Origin of the sequence: Pedobacter sp. KBS0701, from assembly GCF_005938645.2 — a bacterium.
GTDB lineage: Bacteria > Bacteroidota > Bacteroidia > Sphingobacteriales > Sphingobacteriaceae > Pedobacter.
This window is the reverse complement of the sequence record NZ_CP042171.1, coordinates 6,167,643-6,189,816: the sequence shown is the minus strand read 5'-3', so window position 1 is coordinate 6,189,816 and position 22,174 is coordinate 6,167,643. Positions and strand designations below refer to the sequence as shown.

Here is a 22,174-nt window from a genome sequence, read left to right as displayed (position 1 = left end):
CACCGTCCTTTTTTTCTTCCTATTTTGAGATAATTACCTGTTTTCCCTTTATCTCATATTTAAAATTATTTTCGGTTGCTTTTAATGCATGTAATACTTCTTCAATGGTCTCATTGGTAATGGTTGCCGTAAAACGGTATTTCTCAAGCGTCGGGTCAGTGAAACTGATTTCAACATTGTACCATTTCTCCAGCACATTTTTGATCTCGCTAAAATCCTGATCGTAAATTTCGATCCGGTTTTGTGTCCACGCGGTTTCAACAATAGTGCTGTCCTTTATTTTGGTGTAATGGTTAATGGTAATTTCGGGCTGTGGTGCTGCAGGTTTGACCAATTTATTCTTTTGCTGCGGAGCTACGCTTTTGTAAAACGTAACCTTCTGACTTGGCTTTAAAGTAATTACACCGCCATTTCCGTTTACGCCTTCCATGGTAATTAAACCGCGAATCAAAGTGGCTTCTGAGCTGATTTCATCCGGATAAGCTTTTACATTAAAAGCGGTACCCAGTACATTGATGTTAAAATCGTTGGTATGTACTTTAAAAGGTTTTTCCTTATTATGTTTCACATCAAAAAACGCCTCACCTGTTAAAGTAACTTCGCGGTATTTATCATTAAAATCTTTAGCAATGGTTAAAATACTCATGGCATTTAACAGCACAGAGGTGCCATCAGGCAACATAATTTTTTTACGTTCACCATTTTTTGTAGCGAAAGTGTAAACATCGGGTACTACGTTATTTGTACCTGTACTTTTATAATAGGTGCTATAAATTAAAACCCCACCAAGCACCAAAATTATGGCAGCGGCAATTTTTAACCATAAATAACGCTGTAGTTTAAGGACTTTTTCTTCAGTGGCAGGAAACATATTTTCTTTAAATTGTTCTACCTGCTTAACCAGCGGGCGTTTGTTACCGCTCAATATCACATAAAGTTTTTTTGCCTCTGCAATTACCGCTTCCTGTTCGGGGTGTGCATTAATGTATTTCTCCCAATATCCAATGCATAGCTTATCTGTTCCAGCGCAGTATTGCTGGAAAGTGCTGTCAACAAGAAAGTCTTCTGCATTGAATTTACTTCTATCAACCATTCTTTTTGCCTTTTATATAACAGTGCCCAAAAGCTTTATTTTTTCCTAAGGAAATTTTAACTTTTTTTTAACATGACGAAATATATGCCCTGAATGCCAGCAGAATGAAGAAATTTAATTTGTAATAATATGGATTTTGAGGTTAAAAAGGCTGATTTCTCAGGCTTGAAAATAGTTAAGCACATTTTTTGGAAAGCAAGAACAGAAGCATTTAGCAAAAAATGTTCCTGCTTTTCGCTTGTAGTCCCGATTAGAAAAAAATCGGGAGCTACCGCTGCAATCAGGTTTAGATGGCCCAGGCTGTATTACTATTGAGGAGTGCAGGGTACAGACGATTAGGCCGCCAAGGACTACAAACTTAATTCCCTAAACCCGGTAGTAACGGAAATCCTTTTTATTGCCTATAATCATGATTAAAGTATACTTATTGCCTGTAGCGTTAAATTGCAATAAAAAGATTGGAGTGCATAACGGGGCTACAGTCCCCACGGAGACACGAATGTTCGTTTCCAAAACAAAAATATCCCTAAATAAACTACGTTTTAGCAGGAAAAATTTAGAAAATTTTTCTGTCAATTAGATTTCTCCACTCCGTTGCACTCCGGTCGAAATGATTGTTATGATAAAAACAAATTTTAAGCAGCTATTTTATAGTTATTTTTATAGCTGGCTTGATTTTTTATAACAGCAGCAACTCTTAATGCTATCTTGTTTCTAACGGCATTAATTATGCTCATGCTGTGCTTCCCTTCATCCTTTTTTCTATTGTAATATGTTTTGAATTCCTGATTATGTTGAATCAAAGATAATGCACACATATGCAGCAATCTTTTAAGCTCTTTATTGGCCATCCGGTGTACTCTTGTTTTACCTTTGATACTTATACCACTGCTGTGTTCAAATGGTACAACCCCTGCATAACAGGCCAGTTCTTTTCCGCTGGGGCGCCCTGCAAAATTTCCAGTGCAGCCAATCAGGTATACTGCGGTAACATGTCCTATCCCAGGGATACTGAGCAATAGTTTGTAGTTCTGCTTGAAACCCTGGTTTCCTGTGATAATTTTTTTGATCTGATCTTCGAGGTTCCTGATTGACTTTGCGATACCCTCAATTGCATTTTTAAGTGCTTTTTCAATCAGTTTCTGATGTTCTTTACCATTGACATTGCCAAGTTCTTTTACCGAAACGCTAATGCCGGACCTTTGTTTGAGCAGCTTTGTCCTCGCTGATATCAGATCTTTCAGGAGCATCAGTTCGGGATCCAGGGCAGCTGTAGCCTTTAGGTCATCCGCTTCCTTAAAGGCATAGTTGCATAAACGGATACTGTCTATTTTATCATTTTTGCCCCTTGCTATCCCAAAACTCCATTTGATATGGGCGGCATTGCCAATATGGATGGGCAGATTTCTGTTGCTGCAGAAAGTCCATATTAAACGATGATAGATCCCCGTATTTTCCATGACAACCAGGGAGTCCCCATTGAATGTGGTTTTCTGAGATTTCAACCACTTCTCAAATAGCTTTATACCTGGAGCGGTGTTATCAAACCGTGCGGTGGCTATTTCCTGTTTTACATGGTTCACAACGGCCATTAATGCAACATCGAAGTGCGGTTTGGAAATATCAATACCGATAAAAAATTTTGTAGTGGCAATCATCCTGCTATTTTTTATGTTTGTAATGGTTACCTAAGTTTTACCCCATCGATCCTAGTCCTTAATAATGGGTATTACCCTAATTGTTATCTGGTCACTAAGGGAAAAAACGGTAACGGATTGAATCATTTCATAGGCATAAAAACCTTGACGAATTTTAATGTGCCGCTACCGTTTTAGGTAATCTGATTTATAATTTAAGCAAAGTAAGTACTTGGTATCTTTAAATAAAATATCAAAACAAATCTAAAGGACGAAACTAAAATTATGCATTAAATTCCTTTCTCAGGATTTTAAGGGCATCATAAATGGTATTGTAGGCCGTTTTTATCGTCTGGTTGCTCTGTTCGGCAATCTGCTCGTAACTTAAGCCTTCAAAAAACTTTAAATGGATCAGTTGTTTCTGGCGAAAAGTGAGTTTTTCCAATGCATTTTTGAGTTGGTGCTGTACCAGTTCGTCGCTTTGCACCTTTACAATAAATTCTTCGTAGCTCATCTCCATCCAATCGCCATCTGCACCTGCATTAAAAAGGGCATCATTAATTTTACGCTTTCTTTCGAGAATCCTGAGCAATTTCCGTTTTAAGAAGGTGCGCAGGTAAGCTTCAACATTGTCAACCCGGATTAAACTTTCATGCTTTTCCCATACAGTGGTAAAAACGAGGTCGGTGGCTTCACTGGCCGTATCGGCATCGGCACAAACCCTGATCCCGAAATTAACCAATGGATAATAAAGTGCCGTATAGAGATCAAAAAATGCATCTTTATCGCCAGTCCGTAATCGTTCCCATAATAAATGATGCGCTAATTTGTTATCCATTAAGTTGTTAGTTGTTATCGCAATATTAACTAAAAACAATAAGATTATTACTAAGTTTCAGTTCGTGCAACACGAACTGAGTTGAAATTTAGACCTCGCAGGTTTTTAAACAGCGTAACCCTCAATGAGACCATTGAAAAACAATATAAGCCACGAATTGAACCTGCGGGGTCTGTAATTTATTTTAAAGCTACGCTACTAAAAATATGATATTCACCAGGCGCCAACGTTTTCGTATACGTACTGCCCGAAAAGTTAACACCATTTCCAACCGCATCGATCCAGGTTCCAGCCGATCCGAAATCGATATTTGCCGTTTGGCTCACCACATCAAAATTACCTACAACCACAACAGTATTGCTCCCTTCGGTTAACTTGATGTATTTAACGCCTCCCGCCAGGTTATAAGTTGAATTGCCTGAATTAAAAATGCTGTTATTCTTTTTCAATTTGATAAATTTAGCGTAGGCATTGTACAGGGCTTTACGGTTTGGATCAGTATAATAATCCCATTTAATTGGCTTTTCGCCTGTTCTACCATTAAAATCGATGTTGATATCATAACCCAGTTCTCCGAATTGCCAAACCATTTTCGGTCCGGGTATACTGAACAAAAATGCTGCTGCAAGTTCTTCTCTTTTTAAGGAAGTGGCCAGGTTTCCTTTAATCACATAACTGCCTGAAGCATTTCCATAAGTGATATTTTTAAAGTTCAGACGTTCCTCGTCGTGACTTTCACCATAGGTAACCAGACCATCAGACCTGGTGAAGCCATGATTGGCATAAAAGCCCCACTGAAAATTGGAATTATCCAGCCAGCCCATTGTGGCCTCGTTCATATTGTAATTGAGGTTATTCCAAAGCATCATACCGTCATCAGCCAATACCTTTTCTTCTGATTCTTCGGCAAAATGTTCTAAAATCACATAAAAATTAGGGTCTAAGCTTTTAATGTAGCCATTATAGTCTTTCCAGATGGCGACACGACCAGCATCGTATAACCTGAACTGTGTATCATCTGTTGATTGTTTCTGTGTAAATCCTTTTGACAGATCAAAACGAAAACCATCAATTTTATATTGCTGCATCCAAAACTTCATCACGTCTTTCGAGAATTTTTTAGTCGCCGAACTTTCATGGTTAAAATCGTAACCTACATTAAATGGATGTTTAGCATCAACATTAAACCATGGGCTGTTTGCAGTAGGTTTTGAGCCATCGAAATACAATTGCACCATAGGCGATTGACCAAAAGAGTGATTTAATACCATATCCATAATTACGGCTATTCCGCGGCCATGGCATTCATCGATGAAGTTTTGCAGAGCGGTTTTAGTACCATAATACTTATCGGGGGCAAAGTAAAAAGAAGGATTATAACCCCAGCTTAAATTTCCCTCAAATTCATTTACCGGCATTAACTCAATAGCATTGATACCCAAACCAGTTAAATAATCGAGTTTGGCCAAGGTTGATGCATAATTATGATCGGAGGTAAAATCGCGGATCAGCAATTCATAAATCACCAGGTTATTTTTATCTGGACGCGTAAAGCCGCTATTCTTCCAGGTATAAACGGGTTGATTGGCCTGCATCACACTCACAATTCCTGTAGTTTTACCTGTTGGGTAAGCTTTTAAGTTTGGGTAAGTCGCCGCAGAAATATATTGATCATTATCCGGATCAAGCACTTTTTCGCAATAGGGATCGGCTACTTTCAGGCTTCCATCTACATAAAACTGATAGGCATATTCTGTAGCTGGGTTTAAATTATCAACCTGGATCCACCAGTAATTTCCATCGGTTGTGTTTTTCATCGGTGTTGCGCTGGTTGACCAATTGTTAAATTCGCCGATTAGTGCAACCGATTTTTTACCGGGCGCATACAAGGTTACAATGGCCGATGTCCCGTTATTGATAAACACGACACCATCTTTGGCTCCTGCAGGCAGATCAGCTTTTTGATCAGTTGGCGCAGGTTCTAAAACACCATCTGACGCTTTTTTACAGGCCATACTACATATTATTACTAATAGTAAAAGGTAAACAATGGTTTTGACTCTTTTTGTTTCGTGCACACACGAAACAAGGTGGTTAATTATTCTTTTCATTTGGTTAGGATTATTATTGGTTTTACCACAGAGAACACCGAGTTATCACGGAGCGCACTGAAAATAAATATTTTATGTACCTCGGTCTGCGTCCCCACAGGCCGAAATATGAATAATGGTCTGTGAGGACACAGACCATGGAGTAGTGTTTTAGACCGATCTATTTTCTTCTACTTCCAGTTTTGAAGTTAAAACTTCATCTGCTTTCTTTGGTTCACGGATAAATAAATAACAGATTATTGCCGCTAAAATCATCAATCCACCGCCTAATTGTACCGCCAAAAGCCTGTCGTTATTGAGCACATTACGCATAAGCCACCCAAAACCAAGCGAAGCAATAATTTCTGGCAATACAATAAAGAAGTTGAAAATCCCCATGTAAATCCCGATTTTATCTTTAGGCAGCGATCCGCTTAACATAGCATAAGGCATAGAAAGGATACTGGCCCAGGCAATACCCACGCCTGTCATGCATAAATACAGCATATTTTTATCGTGCACCCAGGCCACACTGATCAAACCGATTGCTCCGCAGATTAAACAAAGGGCATGGGTGGTTTTGCGGCCCAATGTATCGGCAATTTTTGGTAGTACCAGGGCAAACAGAAAAGTAATTACACTGTAATAAGCAAGTGTTAAACTGCCAAAATCTGCACCATGTGCATAAACCGGATCAGCAGCATCTTTACCGCCAAAAACATTAACAGCAACGGCTGTAGTGTAATAAAACCACATTAAAAATAAACCTGGCCAGGTAAAAAACTGAACCAGGGAAACAATCTGCATCCTTTTTGGCATATTCCTCAAGGCATGAAAAATCTCTCTTGCACCACCACCAAAACCTTTATTGCTTTCTTTTACTTTTTCTTTGAAATCTACATCCTGAGGCGGGTATTCTTTAGTGGTAAGCACCGTCCATAATACTGCAGCGAAAAAGAAAAATGCACCGATATAAAAAGAAAATTTTACATTTTCGGGGATATTACCTTGCGCTGCCGTATTAGTTAAATGGAAAACATTGTTCATGATCCAGGGCAAGGCTGATGCAACACTCCCACCCAAACCAATCATCATACTCTGCATAATAAAACCACGGTTCACCTGGCTATCAGGCAATTTATCAGTAACAAAAGCGCGGAAAGGTTCCATGGCAATGTTTCCAAAAACATCCAGAATCCAAAGCAGTCCGGCTGCCATCCACAATACACTGCTATGTGGCATAAAGATTAAGGCAATACTACTTACAATAGCTCCAAGCATAAAATAAGGTCTTCTTCTCCCCCATTTTGGATGCCAGGTACGGTCGCTCAGGTAACCAATAACAGGCTGAACGAGCAATCCGGTTAAAGGTGCTGCCAAAAACAATAATGGAACCTGATCGGGATTGGCGCCCAGGTTTTCGTAAATACGCCCCATGTTGGCCCTTTGTAAATCCCAACCGAACTGGATCCCGAAAAAACCAACGCTCATGTTGATGATCTGTGCGAGTGTTAATTTGGGGTTCTCGAATATTGTTTTTAACGTCATTATATCTGGTTTAGTTTGTAACCGCAAAGGGCACAGAGGCAAAGAGACTTAAAGTGGAAATTAAAATACGACCTCTGCTTCCTTTGCGCCACACTTAGCGTTCTTTGCGGTTAATTCATTGTTCTTAAAATTCTATCACCTGTGCACTAACCGGTGCCAGGGTTACTGGAATGCTTGTTCCTGCGGGAATATTTAATTTTTTACCTGTTAACAGCTCGGTAACGGGCGATGAACTTTTAACCTTTAAAATCTCCTCTGGGATTTGAATGTTGGCAGTTAAAGCTTCTGTTCGATTAAAATTGGCCACGATCAATAGACGTTGTTTACCTGAATAACGGATAAAAGCGTACATGCGCTTATTCATATTGCCGGTAGCAGGCACTTCATAAATTCTGCCATTAATTACAGCATCACTTGTTGTGGTTACTTTTAATAATTGCTTATAATAAGCCCTTAGATTTTGCTGGGCAGCATTTAATTTATGGCCATCAAATAAGCCGCCGTTCATCCATTTCTGGTGATTCGGAACGCCCCAATAATCGAAAATGGTGGTCCTATTATCGTCCTCACCAAAACCCTCTTGCCCTTTTCCCGGTTCGCCAACTTCCTGACCAAAATAAAGCATCACCGGACCACCACCTAAAGTTGCCGTAACTACCATTGCAGGTAGAGCCAGTTCGGCCTTGCCTGCAAATCCTGCAGATGCGATGCGTTCTTCATCATGGTTTTCCAAAAAGCGTAACATGCGTTGGCCAAAACCAGCACTCTCTTTCTGCCAAACGAAACTAATATCTTTTACATCTGCGTTTGGTTCATTCCTGACCAATCTTTTTAAACCATCATATAAACCTACCTTATCGTACAGGTAATCGAATTTACCTTCGTCTAAATATTGTTTGTACACTTGTGGAATATAGGCTTCTCCGATAAAAATTAAATCAGGATTCACTTTTTTAACCTGAGGAATGACCCAGTTCCAAAATGCAATAGGAACCATTTCGGCCATATCACATCTGAAACCATCAATCCCTTTATTGGTCCAAAAGGTTAAAATATCACGCATTTTTAGCCAAACCGGTGGAATGGGATCGAAATATTTTTTCTCCCCATTTTGATAATCTACTCCATAATTTAACTTGATGGTTTCGTACCAATCATCGTATTTAGGCTGAGCAGAAAACACATTGTTCCCAGTTGCTTTTGCTGGATTCTCTTTAAACTTAGCATCCTGAAGTGCCGAAAGTGGTGTTTTTTGCCCATTTGCAGGAACCACCAAAGCCTGACCAGGTATATAATAAAAATCGTTTTTAGGGCTAAATGCTTTGGTTACCTCATCCTCTGCCCCAAAATCAACTACGCCATCCGGTTTTGAATAAGAATGGTAACTCCTGGCGACATGATTGGGTACAAAATCGATCAAAATTTTTAAGTTTTTGGCATGTGTTCTTTTAATCAAAGCCTCAAATTCATCCATCCTGTTTTTAACATCAACAGCTAAATCAGGATCCACATCATAATAATCGCGGATGGCATAAGGCGAACCTGCCCTGCCTTTTACCACATCAGCATCATCAACCTTAATTCCGTAAGCAGAATAATCGGTTAGGCTGGCGTGTGCAATGGCTCCTGTATACCAAACGTAATTTACATGGAGTTCTTTTATACCATCTAAAGCTTTATCGGTAATATCGTTAAACTTGCCAGAACCATTTTGTTCGATGGTTCCGTAAGGTGTATTAGTAGTATTTTTATTCCCGAACAAACGGGGCAGTAACTGATATATAACGATCTGTTTATCGTTCATTTTTGTACGCTTTTTTTGTGCAAAAGATGGTATAGAGAGTATTATAAAGGTAAAAAAAAGTGTAAATAGCCACTCTTTATTACTTCCAAATACGGATAAGCTTTGAGCAGAATAACATCTTCCATCAGATAAAGTTTTAGATTTTAACCCTCTACCCTCAACCTTTACACCCTTTACCTTTCTCATACCAACTCTGTATTATTTACTTCAATTTCAGTATTTCCGGCCAATTTATAAAGCTGGTTTCTGATACCGATTTCCAAATCAATAGCTGCGTGGTTTTTAATGCTGATGCCGCTCTCGGTGATATTAATTTTTAAGGTAGCTCCTCTGAAGCCAATGGTAAACGAAAATGACTTCCACTTGCCTGGCAAGAAAGGATTAAAATGCAATTTACCGTCGCGCACACGCATGCCTGCAAAACCTTCTACCACACTCATCCAGGTTCCTGCCATCGAGGTGATGTGTAAACCATCCTCAGTATCGTTATTATAATCATCAAGGTCTAAACGTGCAGTACGTAAGTAGAATTCGTAGGCGCGGGTTTCGTCGTTTAATTTGGCTGCCAAAATACTGTGAACGCAAGGCGACAACGAACTTTCGTGTACCGTACGCGGCTCATAAAAATCGAAGTTGCGTTTTAATGTATCCAGATCATAATCTTCTTCAAAGAAATATAAGCCTTGTAAAACATCAGCCTGTTTAATAAAACACGAACGTAAAATCCTGTCCCAGCTCCATTTTTGGTTAATCGGCCTTTCGCTCGCTGGCAGATCTTTAACCAAAGTTTGTTCCTTATCTAAATAACCATCCTGCTGTAAGAAAATACCCAGTTTTTCATCCTGCGGATAATACATCTGGTCGATAATATCAGCCCAATCGGTAAATTCTTTTTGATCGAAGTTTAAACTTTTTAACAAGCTGTTATATTTTTCCGGCTGCTGTGTTTTTACAATTTCGGCAGCTTCGGTGGCATATTTCATACACCATGTGGCCAGAACATTGGTGTACCAGTTGTTATTGACGTTGTTTTCGTACTCATTTGGCCCGGTTACGCCAAGCATTACATATTGCTGTTTATTGTTGCTCCAGTTAACGCGTTGTTTCCAGAAACGGGCAATACCAATCAATACTTCTAAACCAAAATCAGAAAGGTAGCTTTCATCGCCAGTATAACGGATGTAATTAAAAATGGCAAAGGCAATGGCACCATTACGGTGGATTTCCTCGAAAGTAATTTCCCACTCATTATGGCATTCTTCACCATTCATCGTTACCATTGGATACAATACCGCACCATTTTTAAAACCTAATTTCTCCGCATTTTCTATGGCTTTACCTAATTGTTTATAGCGATATACCAACAGGTTTTTACTTACTTCCTGTGGAGCAGTTGCCAGGTAAAAAGGCACACAATAAGCTTCGGTATCCCAATAAGTTGAGCCACCATATTTCTCTCCGGTAAAACCTTTCGGACCAATGTTCAATCGGTCATCTTTACCGGTATAGGTTTGAAAAAGTTGAAAAATATTAAAACGAATAGCCTGTTGAGCTGAAACGTCGCCTTTGATAATGATATCGCTTTCTTCCCACTTGCCTGCCCAGGCTTCGCCTTGTTCTTTTAATAAAGTATCAAACCCCTTAGCAGATGCTTTGGCAATTACTGATTTGGTTTCTTTTAAAAGTGATTCTTTAGGGTAATTTTCTGAAGATAAATTCGCCGCAATTTTAACCAGAGTAATTTCATCGTTTGCTTTTACATCAACAGAAAAAGTTTGTCCGACGAATTTCTCTTTGCGGACAGCTTCTGGGTTAATGTCTAATTTCTCTGTATTTTTATACAGTTCGATGTTGCTTCCGGTGCAAACCTCAAATTCAGTTTTCTTTGTCCTTAATTTGATGTAGGCTTCCGTTCCTGAAATTTCATCAGCAACCATATCCCAGAATTTTTCATCGTAGTTACTGTCCTGATTTTTTACATCACCATCAATAAAAGGTGTTAAAGTTAATTTTCCATCAAAATCCAGCGGCGTAATATTGTAACGGATAGCGCCAACTTCATCATCAGCTATGCTGCAAAAACGTGTCGATTTAACTTTTAGGGTTTTACCACTTTTTAATTTCGCGGTGAAACTACGCTCCAGATATCCGGCATGCATGTTCAGCACACGTTTAAAATCGCTCACTTCAGCTGTTGCCAGATCCAGGATTTCATCATCGATTTTCACTTCGATACCTACCCAGTTTGCTGCATTTAACACTTTTGCAAAATATTCCGGATAACCGTTTTTCCACCATCCCACACGGGTTTTATCGGGATAATAAACACCTGCAACATAATTGCCCGGCAGAGTTTCTCCGGTATAGGTTTCTTCAAAATTGGCTCGCTGCCCCATGCGACCATTGCCCAGGCTGAAAATACTTTCCGAAATTTTATTTAAATGTGGATCAAAGCCTTCTTCGATAATATTCCACTCATCTGCTTTAATGTAGTTTTTCATATTTAGTATCAAGTAGCGAGTAACTAGTATCAAGTAATTAGAATCGGGTATCAAGATAAATTTACTACTTGATACTTACTACTTAATACTTGCTACTCCTTTACAATTCTTCTAGGTCTTTAACTGTTAATTTATCTAATCCGCTTACTACCAGATCTGCCTGGCTAAGCACGCTTTTTTCGCCGATACCGATGGCTTTCATTCCGCCTCTTTTTGCTGCTTCTACGCCTGCAACGGCATCTTCAAAAACCACACATTCATCAGGTTTAAAACCTAAAAGTTCGGCACCTTTTAAAAATACCTCGGGGTCTGGTTTTGATTTGGTTACCATGTTTCCATCAACTATTTCATCGAAGAAATGGGCCAGATTTGTTTTTTCTAAAATGATTCCTGAGTTTTTGCTTGCTGAGCCCAATGCCAGTTTATAACCTGCTTTGTGTATTTCGGTTAAAAAATCAACCGTTCCGGGCAAAACTTCAGCAGGCGTCATTTTTGTAATCATATCTACATACCAACTGTTTTTCAAAGTGGCCAGTTCTTCTTTCTCATCATCAGTTTTCTCTACGCCGCCCCAGGCCAAAATCTTGTTCAAACTTTCTACCCGGCTAACACCTTTCAACTGCTCGTTCTGCTCTTCAGTAAAATCAAAACCCATGGTATTAGCCAAACGTTTCCATGCTTTATAATGGTAAACCGCAGTATCTACCAGCACACCATCAAGGTCGAAAAGACAAGCCTTTATTGAGGCAGAAGGTGTAAGGTGTAAGGAGGAAGGTTCTGAGTGGATGTTATCTTGCATCTTTGTTATATTTTTTAGTATCAAGTAATGAGTATTGAGTATCAAGATGTAAGTTCTACGTCTTAAAAACCTCAATCTTGTACTTTTCGCTATCTTAATTCCAATACCAACGTTGTTTTAGCGGGTACTTTAATGTTTTTAAATTCGATGTTTTCGCCTGTAATTACATTTTTCGCGGAAGTAATTCCTGTTGTTCTTTCTGCAAAGCGATCTGTATTTAATGGCTTTTCTTTCTCTGTATTGTTTACAATAACCATTACAGTGCCTTTTGGTTCTGCATTGTAACGGAAATAAACATAAATATCATCCTGTGGCACAAACTGCATCAATTTACCTGTTTGCAATGCCGGACTGTTTTTGCGGAAATTAGCTAAGGTTTTTACAAAGTTGAAAGCCTCGTTTTCTTTGTTTGTACGGCCATCGGCTATGAATTTATCTTTTTTATCGCCTTCCCATCCCCCAGGAAAATCAGAACGGATTAATCCATCTGGATTGGAGAAATTTTTCATTAAAATTTCGGTTCCGTAATACATTTGCGGAATGCCGCGCATGGTTAACAAGATACTCATTCCCATTTTGTATTTATCGAAATCTTCGCCCACCATTGAGTAAAAACGGCTCATATCGTGGTTGTCCAGAAAAATACAGTTGGTATTTGGATTTTTGTAGAGAAAATCATGCGCCAGGGTTGCATACAAACGGTTAATGCCATCTACCCAACCATTTTTGCCGTTTATTCCTTCATAAATCGCATCTTTTAAAGTAGCATCAGTAATGCCCTGTAAATGGGTATCGAAACCGCGGTTCACGGTATTGCCACCAGTAAAGAAAGCCTGGTTAGCCACCGCGGTTACCAATGTTTCACCAAAAACAGATAAGTGTGGAAATTCTGCCTGCACTTTTACAGCCCAATCGGCCATGTAAGCCGGATCATTGTATCCATAAGTATCCAAACGTAAACCATCAATACCAGCATATTCTATCCACCAGATGTGGTTTTGGGTCAGGTAATTTTGTACGAAAGGGTTACGTTGGTTTAAATCGGGCATTGAAGGTACAAACCAGCCATCCAACATCTGCTTGCGGTCGGCTGCTGATGCATGGATATCCATTACCGTTTGATCGCGGTAACTGGTCTGTGTATATTTTGGCCATTGGTTTAACCAGCTTTTCATTGGTAAATCTTTATAAAACCAATGTTGGGTACCAATGTGGTTGTGCACAATATCTTTTATTACTTTTAGTCCTTTGGCATGCGCAACTTCTACGTATTTCTTGTAAAGTGCGTTAGTACCATAACGTGGATCTATTTTGTAGTGATCGGTTACCGCATAGCCATGATATGAAGCATGTGGCATGTCATTTTCTACCTCTGGCGTCATCCAAACGGTCGTAATTCCTAAATTTTTCAGGTAATCGAGGTGATTGATTACGCCCTGGATATCGCCGCCATGGCGGTAGTACATGCTGTCGCGGTTTAATGCGGTTTCGGTTAAGCCCTGCACCACATCGTTGCTTTTATCGCCGTTCGAAAAACGGTCAGGCATGAGCAGGTAAATAAAATCTTTGTTGGTTACACCCTGAATCCTGCCCGCGCTTTTATCACGGTTTTTTAATTCGTAGGTGTAAGTAAATATCTTTTTTCCGTTAACGGCAAAGTTAATCGGGAATTTTCCGGCTTTGGCCGCGGGAGCAATTATTAAATCAAGAAATATATAGTTCGGGTTTTCAACTTTGTTAACCTTTACGAGTTTTACTCCCGGATAAGTTAAGGAAACCGAGCTTGAAGCAATGTTTTCGCCATGAACCAGCAATTGCAATTTTGGATTGTGCATGTCTGTAAACCAGAACATCGGTTCTACCCGTTCCAGCTTTTGGGCAAAGAGATTGTTTGTTAGCAAGACAACCAGAAGGGTCAAAATGGTTGTTACCCTTTTTAAAAAGGAAGTATTAGTATGATTATGAATTGGGAACGGATAATTTGGATGGGTATGAGATCTGTTCATGCTAAAACTTTAAAGATTTAAAAAAAGCCCTGCAGTACTTAACTGCAGGGCAGGTAATAAGAATTAGTTTTTAACCATTGTAGCTTTTTTTGCAGCTACATCTAAAGTGATGGTATAAGTTCCGGGAGCGGTTACGGCAATGTTATCGCCTCCATTGGTTAAAGCAGTTATGCTACCACCAAGATTAACGGTCCAATCGTGTTTGAACCTGAATTTCAATGCACCAGTGGTTAAGGTTGTTTTAATGGAGTAATTATTTGATTTTCCATCATTTACCACTTTCATATCCGTATCATTGTTCCACCCGCCCAAAGTTGCGTCTCCAATAATCGACCATTCGTTCGGTGTTGAAAAAACTATGGTTTTAGCATTTAAATCAACTGTAACCTGTTTCACTACAGCATCTGGTGATTTTAGGTTATCGCCTGCGCTACTGCTGATTTTACCCGCACCTGCGTCGCCATAGGCAACATCCCATTTTTTGGCAGGTGTAATTTTAAACTCCAGGTTTCCGGCAGTATAAGCAATCATTCCGGTGTATATACCATTGCTTGATAACGAAATTAAACTGTCAGCAGTGGTAGGATCCCAGCCCTGATAAGCTCCCGGAGCATAAATCCATGCTGAAGCTAAATAAGGTGTAGCGGTTAAAGTGATCACGTTTGAGTAAGTTAAATCGTTTACGGCTGCGCCCGATTTCAACCTCACTTCTACCTGGGCAGCAACGCCAACTTTGCCACCTAAAGCCAAAATCATGTTGTTGATTTCGGTTACGGTTGGGGCATAGGTTTTTGTGTTAACCACTACTTCTTTTGGAGTAGCAAAATTGGTACCTTTTAAAGCGAACTGTAGGGTGGAGTTAACCGGCACCACATAACCTGATGAAGTAGCCAGTGGATAGCTTAATGTTAATGCGGCCTGCGCACCGTTTGCCTGCACTAAACTTAAGTTAGTAGTAGAAGCAGTTAGTGTGCCTGCTGCCCCAATAGTTGAAACCGTTTGGGTTTCGTCTTTTTTACACGACCAAAGCGATAGTGCTATAAAGCAAAGGGCCAAGGTTTTGAAAAATATTGATTTCATATCTTATTAAAATATTAAGATTAATAACCTGTGTTTTGAACCAGATTCGGATTGGCAATTAAATCTGCCGCCGGAATCGGATAGATGTTGCGGTAAGCTGGAATGGAAGTTCCGGCTTTAACCCCACCTTTAAACGGCCATAAGTAAGTACCACCGGTAAATTTACCATAACGCACCAAATCGGTACGGCGGTGACCTTCCCAGTATAATTCGCGGGCACGCTCATCCAAATAAAAATCGACAGTTAAGGCAGCCGGAGTCAGATTACCTGACGCATTGCCATAAGCACGTTGACGTAAGGCATTAACATATTCGAGTGCTTTCCCTGCATCGCCACCTGAACCGCCACGGGCAACTGCTTCTCCGTAAATCAAATACTGTTCAGCCAAACGGAAAATGGCAAAATCCAAAGAGCTGAATGTTCCATTTAATGATGGCGGTATGGTACTTGTACCAATGATGTTTTTGAATTTTGTAACACGCAATCCATCTGTAAACACACCAATTTCATCAACTGTATTTTTCGCACCGAAAAAAGTACCGCGTTTATCTAAAGTTCCATTTGCATCTGGGAATAGTGCAGGCAAATTCTGACGGGTCCTGTTACCGCCCCAACCACCATTTGGCACACCATAAGAGGCTGTACCCATATCGGCATTAATGCCTGCATTGATCAGGAATGTGGTGCCTCCATAATTGGTACCTGTTATGCCATCATAATTAATAGTTAAGATGTTTTCGGTATTGTTGATGTTGTTATCTGCTTTAAAAAGATCCATATAATTGGATTTTAAGCTATAACCTGCAGCAATTACCTTGCTTGAGTAAGTAATGGCTTCGGTATATTTTGCAGTGCCGGTATACACCTGTGCATTTAAATATAACCTGGCCAGTAGCGCCCAGTCAGCACCTTTATCTGCGCGACCATATTCGTTGCCACGGGCATTGGCTAAATCACCCTCAATTGCTTTTAGTTCTGATTCGATATAAGTAAAAAGAGCCGCTCTCTGAATTTGTTTTGGGGCTACTTTACCGATTTCATCATTTTCGGTAACAAAAGGCGGATTACCAAAGGCATCTAAAAGCACCCAATATTGATAAGCACGTAAGAAACGGGCTTCTGCACGGTATTTGGCAATATCTGCAGCATCGGTACCCGTAATGTTGCGCGAAGCTAATTTCTCAGGTGTACTTTCGCGAAGAAATTCATTACAAACCGTGATCTGTAAAATACTTCTCGAGTATAATCCCCTTAAAAATTGATTATCCACACTTGGTGTACCATAATCCAATTCCGGAATACCAGTATCTCCCCAGGCACAGATCGCCTCATCGGTTACCAGCTCTTGTGAAGTCCAGAATAAACGCAGGAAATCTGCAAAACCCGAGTTCAATCCACCAATATCACTATTATCCGATCCGGTAGAACTGGTTAATGCATAAGCTGCATATAGTTTAACCAAACCTTGTTTATAACCTGCCGGAGTAGCATAAACGGTTGCCGCAGTAACATCGTTGGTGGGCAATACGTTTAAATCTCCTTTTTTGCATGAATTTAATGACAACAATAAAACACCTGATGCCAATATTATTTTAAATGAGTTTTTCATTTTTTGTCTCCTTATTAAAAACCAACATTAAAACCTAAAGTATACGTGCGTGGACGCGGATATAGGTTATAATCAATACCACCGCTCAATTCAGGGTCTATACCATTATACTTCGTTACGGTAAAAACATTTTGACAGTTTGCCGATATCCTTAACGAGGCTGTTCCGGTTTTAGATAACTTGCCGGCGTTGTAAGAAATACCTGCATTATCCATTTTCAGGAATGAAGCGTTTTTAATATAATAATCGCTTAAAAACTGGTTGTTCTGGAAATTGGTTGCCAGAAAATCTGTAGATGCGTTATTGATCACACCTGCCGGACTCAAGATATTCGCCCTTACACCAAAGTTTGAAGAAACGTTATCATATATGTAATTGCCAAAGTTTGCCCTGAGTGATGTTGTAAAACTCCATTTTTTATAAGAGAAAGAAGTATTGAAACCCAGGGTAATGTTTGGATCTGGTGATTTATAAAAATACTGATCGCTGGTATTGATCACGCCATCTTTATTCAAGTCTTCATAAACACCTTCTAAAGGTTTTCCATCCGCGTTATACACCTGTTTGTATACGAAAAAAGATCCTGGAATCTGGTTAACCGCATTGTATTTTAAGGTAACACCGGTACCACCTGTAATATCGCCCGCACCAACTTTAGAAGCCGGATCAGGATTTAAGGTTAAATTGGTTACTTTCCTTTTGTTGTACGCAATGTTTACACCAAAATCCCAACTGGTGTTTTCGGTTTTGATTGCCGAGAAGTTTAAACTTCCCTCAACACCTTTAACATCCATATTACCCACATTTGTAGTTAACTCGTTGTTAAAGTTTGTACCTACCGGAATATTGATTTTGCTTAAAAGATCAGAGGTTTTTTTGTAGTACACATCGATACTTCCATATAAACGACCTTTCATAAAACCATAATCTAAACCTGCATTGTAAGTAGTAGTCGTTTCCCATTTCAGATCAGGATCGTAAGCTGCAGGCGTATAATAGTTGTAAAAAGTATTGCCGATCTGGTATTGGCCGGTATTGCTGTTGGCATAATATTTAGATAAGTAATCGTAATAACCGATACCATCTTTATTACCTGTTTGACCGTAACTTAAACGGAGTTTTAAATCAGAAACTGATGTACTGTTTTTCAGGAAATTCTCGTTCGAAATTCTCCAGGTAAAAGCAGCTGAAGGAAAATAACCCCAACGGTTTTTCTCTGCGAATTTAGAAGAAGCATCAGCCCTTAATGTTCCGGATAAAATATATTTATCGGCCAAAGTGTAAATAAACCTTCCGTAGTAAGAAAGCAATTTATCACGATCGGTAGAGAAAGGGAAAACAGGAGTTACCAAAACTTCGCCGGTTCCTTTGTAAGAAGTAAAGTTGAAACCGGTTTTTGAGTTATCGTAATATCCGTAACCTGCAGTTACATCAAAACGGCTTTTAATACTTTCTACCGTGTGTGCATAGTTTAAGTAAAACTCAGAAAGTTTGTTTGTTTCTGTATTCAAAGAATGGGTGTATGATCCTGAAGTTGAAATGCTTTGTGCGGCATAAACCGGGATACGAACCTCACCATAACCTTTAGACAGATCGTAACCTAAATTTAAATTGGCATGCAATTCTGGTAAAAAGTGGAAAGAGTAATCGAAACGTGCATTACCAAAACTTCTTTCGGCATTACCGTTATTATCGTTCAACCTGATTAAACCTACCGGATTCCGCGGTGCATTCGGGTTTACCGTACCATCGCTTCTTAACCATTCAAAATAGTTACCAAAGTTATTGTTTGCGTTTACCGATTGTGTTGGATCGAACTGAATAGCTGCGCCAACAGCACCAGCATTAGCAAAATGCGACTGGGTTAAAGCACCTTTTAAGTTTAAGTCGATTTTTAAATGATCCTGGAATAATTTTGGCGAAATGCTGATTGCACCGGTACCACGAGAAAAATGATCGCTAATTAAAAGACCTTGTTGATCTAAATAACCAGCAGAAACACGGTAAGGAACGCCTTTAAACGAGCCTGCAATGCTTAAACTATTATCAGTAGAAAATGCATTCTGATAAATTTCATCCTGCCAATCGGTATTCGAGCCGCCCAATAATGAGGTGAATTTTTTACCATCATCATAACTTGCATTTGGGTTCGCGTTTACGAAATCGCGGATCTGACCTGAAGAAAGAATATCAACCTTTTTAGCAACCGTAGCAATAGAATTGTTGGTGCTAAAGTTAAACACCGGAGCACCTGACGCACCTTTTTTGGTGGTGATTAAAATTACCCCGTTTGATGCCCTCGAACCATAAATAGCTGTTGCATTTGCATCCTTTAAAACGGTAAAGGTTTCGATATCGTTAGGGTTAACCAATGATAATGGACTTGGCGCATTACCAATAGAGTTACCACTGAAGGGAACCCCGTCAATTACGATAAGCGGATCGTTACTGGCATTAAGTGAAGCACCTCCACGGATACGGATGGTACTTCCTACCCCTGGCTGACCACTATTTGAGATGATGTTTACGCCAGCTACCTTACCCTGAATCAATTGTTCAGGTGTAGTAATGGTACCCTTTTGAAAATCTTTCGAATTTACGGTAGTGATAGAACCGGTTAGGTTTTTCTTTTCAGCCGTACCGTAACCAATTACCACCACTTCGTTCAGTTTTTGTGCATCAGGCACCAATTGAAAATTAACAGTAGCATTTGCTGAAATGCTTACGGCTTTATCAAGGGTTTGATAGCCGATAAAACTTGCTGATAGCGTTATCGAACCATCCGATAACCCTGCCAGTTTAAAATTACCATTGGCATCGGTTGATGTACTTCTTGTTGTTCCTTTAACAACTACAGAAGCGCCAGGTAGTGGCAGGCCGGTTTCATCAAGCACTTTACCAGATACCGATCCGGTTTGTGCTTTTACCATTAATGCTGAAAAAACTAACAGCACCAAAAGCCCCTGTTTTAACAGGTAAAATACTCTCATATTTGAAGCTCGTTTAAGTATAAAAATTTGGTTAAATATTATAGTGATTTACACATAGGCCTAATTTACAGCTGTTAATGATATTTCAAAATTTATTTAAAAAATATATTTGGGATAAAAAACGGGGCTTCAAAAACTTCGCAAAATCAGACTTTTAGACGAGCCTAAAAAACCACATTAATTAATTGTTAATTACTTAATTTATTGATTATAAATATATTACAAACATTAAATTTGATTTTAAGGTGTAATTATTACACTAAGCCTTTTTTGGAGTATTTTTCGGGAACGTTCCCGAAAAAATTGTATAAAAATTTAAGCCATTTTCGGGAACGTTCCCGAAAATGAGTCGCAATTCTGCTTATTTTACACTAAGTGAAGATTTTTTTTGAAAATTTAAGACCAAAAACAAGGTGGTTTTCCTGGCCTTTTTTCACCTATTTATTGGTCGAATTCCGCTTGATAATTTTGGACTCTAAAACCACCTCATTTGCCTGGTTTTTATCGGCATGATCATCCAAAACAGTAAACAATAATTTAGCCGCTTCTTCTCCAATTTCAATTGCGGGTTGGGTGATGGTGGTAAGTGAAGGATTTAACAAAGGAGCAATTTCCAAACTGGAGAAACTGATCACCTTTAAATCTCCGGGAATGTTGATGTGGAGATCGTAACAAGCATAATAGGTGGCAAAGGCCAAACGCTCTACCGAGGTAAAAACACCATCAGGTTTCAATTGCATTAAAGCATGTTTTATGATAATGCTGTTTTCTTCGTAACTGTTGCTGCAGTCTACAATCAAATTTTCTTCGAAAGGAATCTGATGTTTGGCCAGTGCATCAAGGTAGCCCTGCATACGGGTTTTACCAATAGATAAACTTTTATTCACCACCAGGTAAGCAATTCTTTTGCAACCCTGCTCTATTAAGTGTTCCGTTGCCAGAAAACTGCTGTTATAATCATTTGTAATTACCCTTGGGGTAGCTATGTCTTCATAAATACGATCAAAAAATACCAGCGGCAGCCTTTTAGTGCCAAATTTATTGAGGTAATTATGATCATTGGCTTCTCCGGAAACGGACATGATAATGCCATCGGCTCTGCCATTGTGTAAGTGGCGAATGAAAGTTACTTCCTTTTGATAATCATCATCGGTTACGTAAATCAAAATATGGTAACCATTTTCTCTTGCCACACGTTCGATACCATGAATGGCCTGCGAGAAATAATTATTAGCGAGTTCGGGTACAATAACAGCAATAGTCTTGCTTTTTTGCTCCCTTAAATTACTGGCATAATGGTTAGGCTGATAGTTTAACTCTTTCGCCTTGGCTAATATAAGCGCTTTCGTAGCGCCATTAATGTCGCTATTATCCCTAAAAGCCCTCGAAATTGTAGAAGTAGATAAATTTAACGCCTCTGCTAACTTCTTAATATTAATACTATCCATTTTTGGCCATTAAACCCAATTAATTTGAATAAACGCTGTAAATATAAAATATTAATGTACGAATATCTGGCATGTAAAATAAATTATCAGTTAATTCACTACTTCGGGAATAAAACAGCTATACTTTATCAATTGACAATAGTCAATATTTGCCATAAAATTCTTTAAATAAATATTCGTTTTTTTTAAAACAAAAAGCATCTTTGCCGCATTAATAATCTATCGATATTAATCATCTTCTCATTAACCGATTGAAAAACAAAACTATTTGAAATAAAATTACAAAATGGGGAACAAAAAAATACTCATCGCCGATGACGACGAAGGGATTGTTGATGCTATAACAATGATTTTGGAAGTGATGGGTTATGATGTTGACTTTACGTATGATGGCGGAGCAGTAATAGATGCGGTAAAAAATAGGCCAGATTTGATTCTGCTCGATATCTGGATGAGCGGTCATGATGGGAGAGATATCTGCAAGCAGCTTAAAAACGACCCTCAATTTAAGGAAATTCCTATCTTAATGATCTCGGCTAGCAGAGACATCAGACAATCTGCACTGGATGCTGGTGCAAATGATTTTATGGAAAAACCATTTGAGATGGATTCTTTACTGAATAGGGTAGAAACATTGTTGGATTAGATAAAGGCATAAGGTTTAGCATGTATGGCTTTCCGGAACAATCGTTATACCAACTGAAGCGAAATGGAGAGCGCTGCCTCCATA

Annotated in this window: 14 protein-coding genes; 1 reads left to right on the top strand and 13 read right to left on the bottom strand. The window is 39.2% G+C overall.

Annotated elements, in window-relative coordinates; genetic code table 11:
* Window positions 1-19 precede the first annotated feature (19 nt).
* The 13 genes from FFJ24_RS25250 to FFJ24_RS25190 all read right to left on the bottom strand — a co-directional run bounded on the left by FFJ24_RS25250 (window position 20) and on the right by FFJ24_RS25190 (window position 21,444).
* On the bottom strand, window positions 20-1,093 hold the full coding sequence (locus tag FFJ24_RS25250; RefSeq protein ID WP_138819884.1) for a FecR family protein: 1,074 nt from the start codon (window positions 1,091-1,093) through the stop codon (window positions 20-22).
* A gap of 635 nt (window positions 1,094-1,728) precedes the next feature.
* Entirely contained in the window at window positions 1,729-2,751 is a 1,023-nt protein-coding gene (locus FFJ24_RS25245) for an IS110 family transposase (protein ID WP_138817962.1), read from the bottom strand.
* A gap of 262 nt (window positions 2,752-3,013) precedes the next feature.
* Window positions 3,014-3,568, bottom strand: coding sequence for an RNA polymerase sigma factor (locus FFJ24_RS25240; RefSeq protein WP_138819882.1), 555 nt, complete (start codon window positions 3,566-3,568; stop codon window positions 3,014-3,016).
* A gap of 179 nt (window positions 3,569-3,747) precedes the next feature.
* Entirely contained in the window at window positions 3,748-5,679 is a 1,932-nt protein-coding gene (locus FFJ24_RS25235; RefSeq protein WP_138819880.1) for an alpha-amylase family glycosyl hydrolase, read from the bottom strand.
* Between the two features lie 150 nt (window positions 5,680-5,829).
* Entirely contained in the window at window positions 5,830-7,206 is a 1,377-nt protein-coding gene (locus FFJ24_RS25230) for an MFS transporter (protein WP_138819879.1), read from the bottom strand.
* Between the two features lie 124 nt (window positions 7,207-7,330).
* On the bottom strand, window positions 7,331-9,196 hold the full coding sequence (locus FFJ24_RS25225; protein WP_246862697.1) for an alpha-amylase family glycosyl hydrolase: 1,866 nt from the start codon (window positions 9,194-9,196) through the stop codon (window positions 7,331-7,333).
* A complete protein-coding gene (locus FFJ24_RS25220) occupies window positions 9,193-11,511 on the bottom strand; it encodes a glycoside hydrolase family 65 protein (RefSeq protein WP_138819878.1) in 2,319 nt (772 codons plus the stop codon). Before FFJ24_RS25220 ends, FFJ24_RS25225 begins: the two co-directional genes overlap by 4 nt.
* 100 nt (window positions 11,512-11,611) lie before the next feature.
* Window positions 11,612-12,310, bottom strand: a complete 699-nt coding sequence (gene pgmB / locus FFJ24_RS25215) for a beta-phosphoglucomutase (RefSeq protein WP_138819876.1) — start codon at window positions 12,308-12,310, stop codon at window positions 11,612-11,614.
* Between the two features lie 89 nt (window positions 12,311-12,399).
* Window positions 12,400-14,316, bottom strand: a complete 1,917-nt coding sequence (locus tag FFJ24_RS25210; protein WP_138819874.1) for a glycoside hydrolase family 13 protein — start codon at window positions 14,314-14,316, stop codon at window positions 12,400-12,402.
* 63 nt (window positions 14,317-14,379) lie between these two features.
* Entirely contained in the window at window positions 14,380-15,396 is a 1,017-nt protein-coding gene (locus FFJ24_RS25205; protein ID WP_138819872.1) for a SusE domain-containing protein, read from the bottom strand.
* 20 nt (window positions 15,397-15,416) lie between these two features.
* On the bottom strand, window positions 15,417-17,006 hold the full coding sequence (locus tag FFJ24_RS25200) for a RagB/SusD family nutrient uptake outer membrane protein (RefSeq protein WP_138819870.1): 1,590 nt from the start codon (window positions 17,004-17,006) through the stop codon (window positions 15,417-15,419).
* 14 nt (window positions 17,007-17,020) lie between these two features.
* Complete coding sequence (locus tag FFJ24_RS25195) at window positions 17,021-19,996, bottom strand: TonB-dependent receptor (RefSeq protein WP_138819868.1); 2,976 nt, start codon at window positions 19,994-19,996, stop codon at window positions 17,021-17,023.
* A 437-nt stretch (window positions 19,997-20,433) separates the two neighbouring features.
* Window positions 20,434-21,444, bottom strand: a complete 1,011-nt coding sequence (locus FFJ24_RS25190; protein WP_138819866.1) for a LacI family DNA-binding transcriptional regulator — start codon at window positions 21,442-21,444, stop codon at window positions 20,434-20,436.
* Between the two features lie 286 nt (window positions 21,445-21,730).
* Here FFJ24_RS25190 and FFJ24_RS25185 point away from each other — a divergent pair, with 286 nt between their 5' ends.
* Window positions 21,731-22,090 carry a PleD family two-component system response regulator gene (locus FFJ24_RS25185; RefSeq protein ID WP_138819864.1) on the top strand — a complete coding sequence of 120 codons (360 nt, stop codon included), beginning with the start codon at window positions 21,731-21,733 and terminating at the stop codon, window positions 22,088-22,090.
* Window positions 22,091-22,174 lie beyond the last annotated feature (84 nt).

What these genes read in the sequence shown, in the direction of transcription:
- FFJ24_RS25185 (WP_138819864.1), top strand. Translation starts at nt 21,731, where the DNA reads ATGGGGAACAAAAAAATACTCATCGCCGATGACGACGAAGGGATTGTT.
- FFJ24_RS25195 (WP_138819868.1), bottom strand. Translation starts at nt 19,996, where the DNA reads ATGAGAGTATTTTACCTGTTAAAACAGGGGCTTTTGGTGCTGTTAGTT.
- FFJ24_RS25210 (WP_138819874.1), bottom strand. Translation starts at nt 14,316, where the DNA reads ATGAACAGATCTCATACCCATCCAAATTATCCGTTCCCAATTCATAAT.
- FFJ24_RS25225 (WP_246862697.1), bottom strand. Translation starts at nt 9,196, where the DNA reads ATGAGAAAGGTAAAGGGTGTAAAGGTTGAGGGTAGAGGGTTAAAATCT.
- FFJ24_RS25230 (WP_138819879.1), bottom strand. Translation starts at nt 7,206, where the DNA reads ATGACGTTAAAAACAATATTCGAGAACCCCAAATTAACACTCGCACAG.
- FFJ24_RS25250 (WP_138819884.1), bottom strand. Translation starts at nt 1,093, where the DNA reads ATGGTTGATAGAAGTAAATTCAATGCAGAAGACTTTCTTGTTGACAGC.
- FFJ24_RS25190 (WP_138819866.1), bottom strand. Translation starts at nt 21,444, where the DNA reads ATGGATAGTATTAATATTAAGAAGTTAGCAGAGGCGTTAAATTTATCT.
- FFJ24_RS25240 (WP_138819882.1), bottom strand. Translation starts at nt 3,568, where the DNA reads ATGGATAACAAATTAGCGCATCATTTATTATGGGAACGATTACGGACT.
- FFJ24_RS25220 (WP_138819878.1), bottom strand. Translation starts at nt 11,511, where the DNA reads ATGAAAAACTACATTAAAGCAGATGAGTGGAATATTATCGAAGAAGGC.
- FFJ24_RS25245 (WP_138817962.1), bottom strand. Translation starts at nt 2,751, where the DNA reads ATGATTGCCACTACAAAATTTTTTATCGGTATTGATATTTCCAAACCG.
- FFJ24_RS25200 (WP_138819870.1), bottom strand. Translation starts at nt 17,006, where the DNA reads ATGAAAAACTCATTTAAAATAATATTGGCATCAGGTGTTTTATTGTTG.
- FFJ24_RS25235 (WP_138819880.1), bottom strand. Translation starts at nt 5,679, where the DNA reads ATGAAAAGAATAATTAACCACCTTGTTTCGTGTGTGCACGAAACAAAA.
- pgmB (WP_138819876.1), bottom strand. Translation starts at nt 12,310, where the DNA reads ATGCAAGATAACATCCACTCAGAACCTTCCTCCTTACACCTTACACCT.
- FFJ24_RS25205 (WP_138819872.1), bottom strand. Translation starts at nt 15,396, where the DNA reads ATGAAATCAATATTTTTCAAAACCTTGGCCCTTTGCTTTATAGCACTA.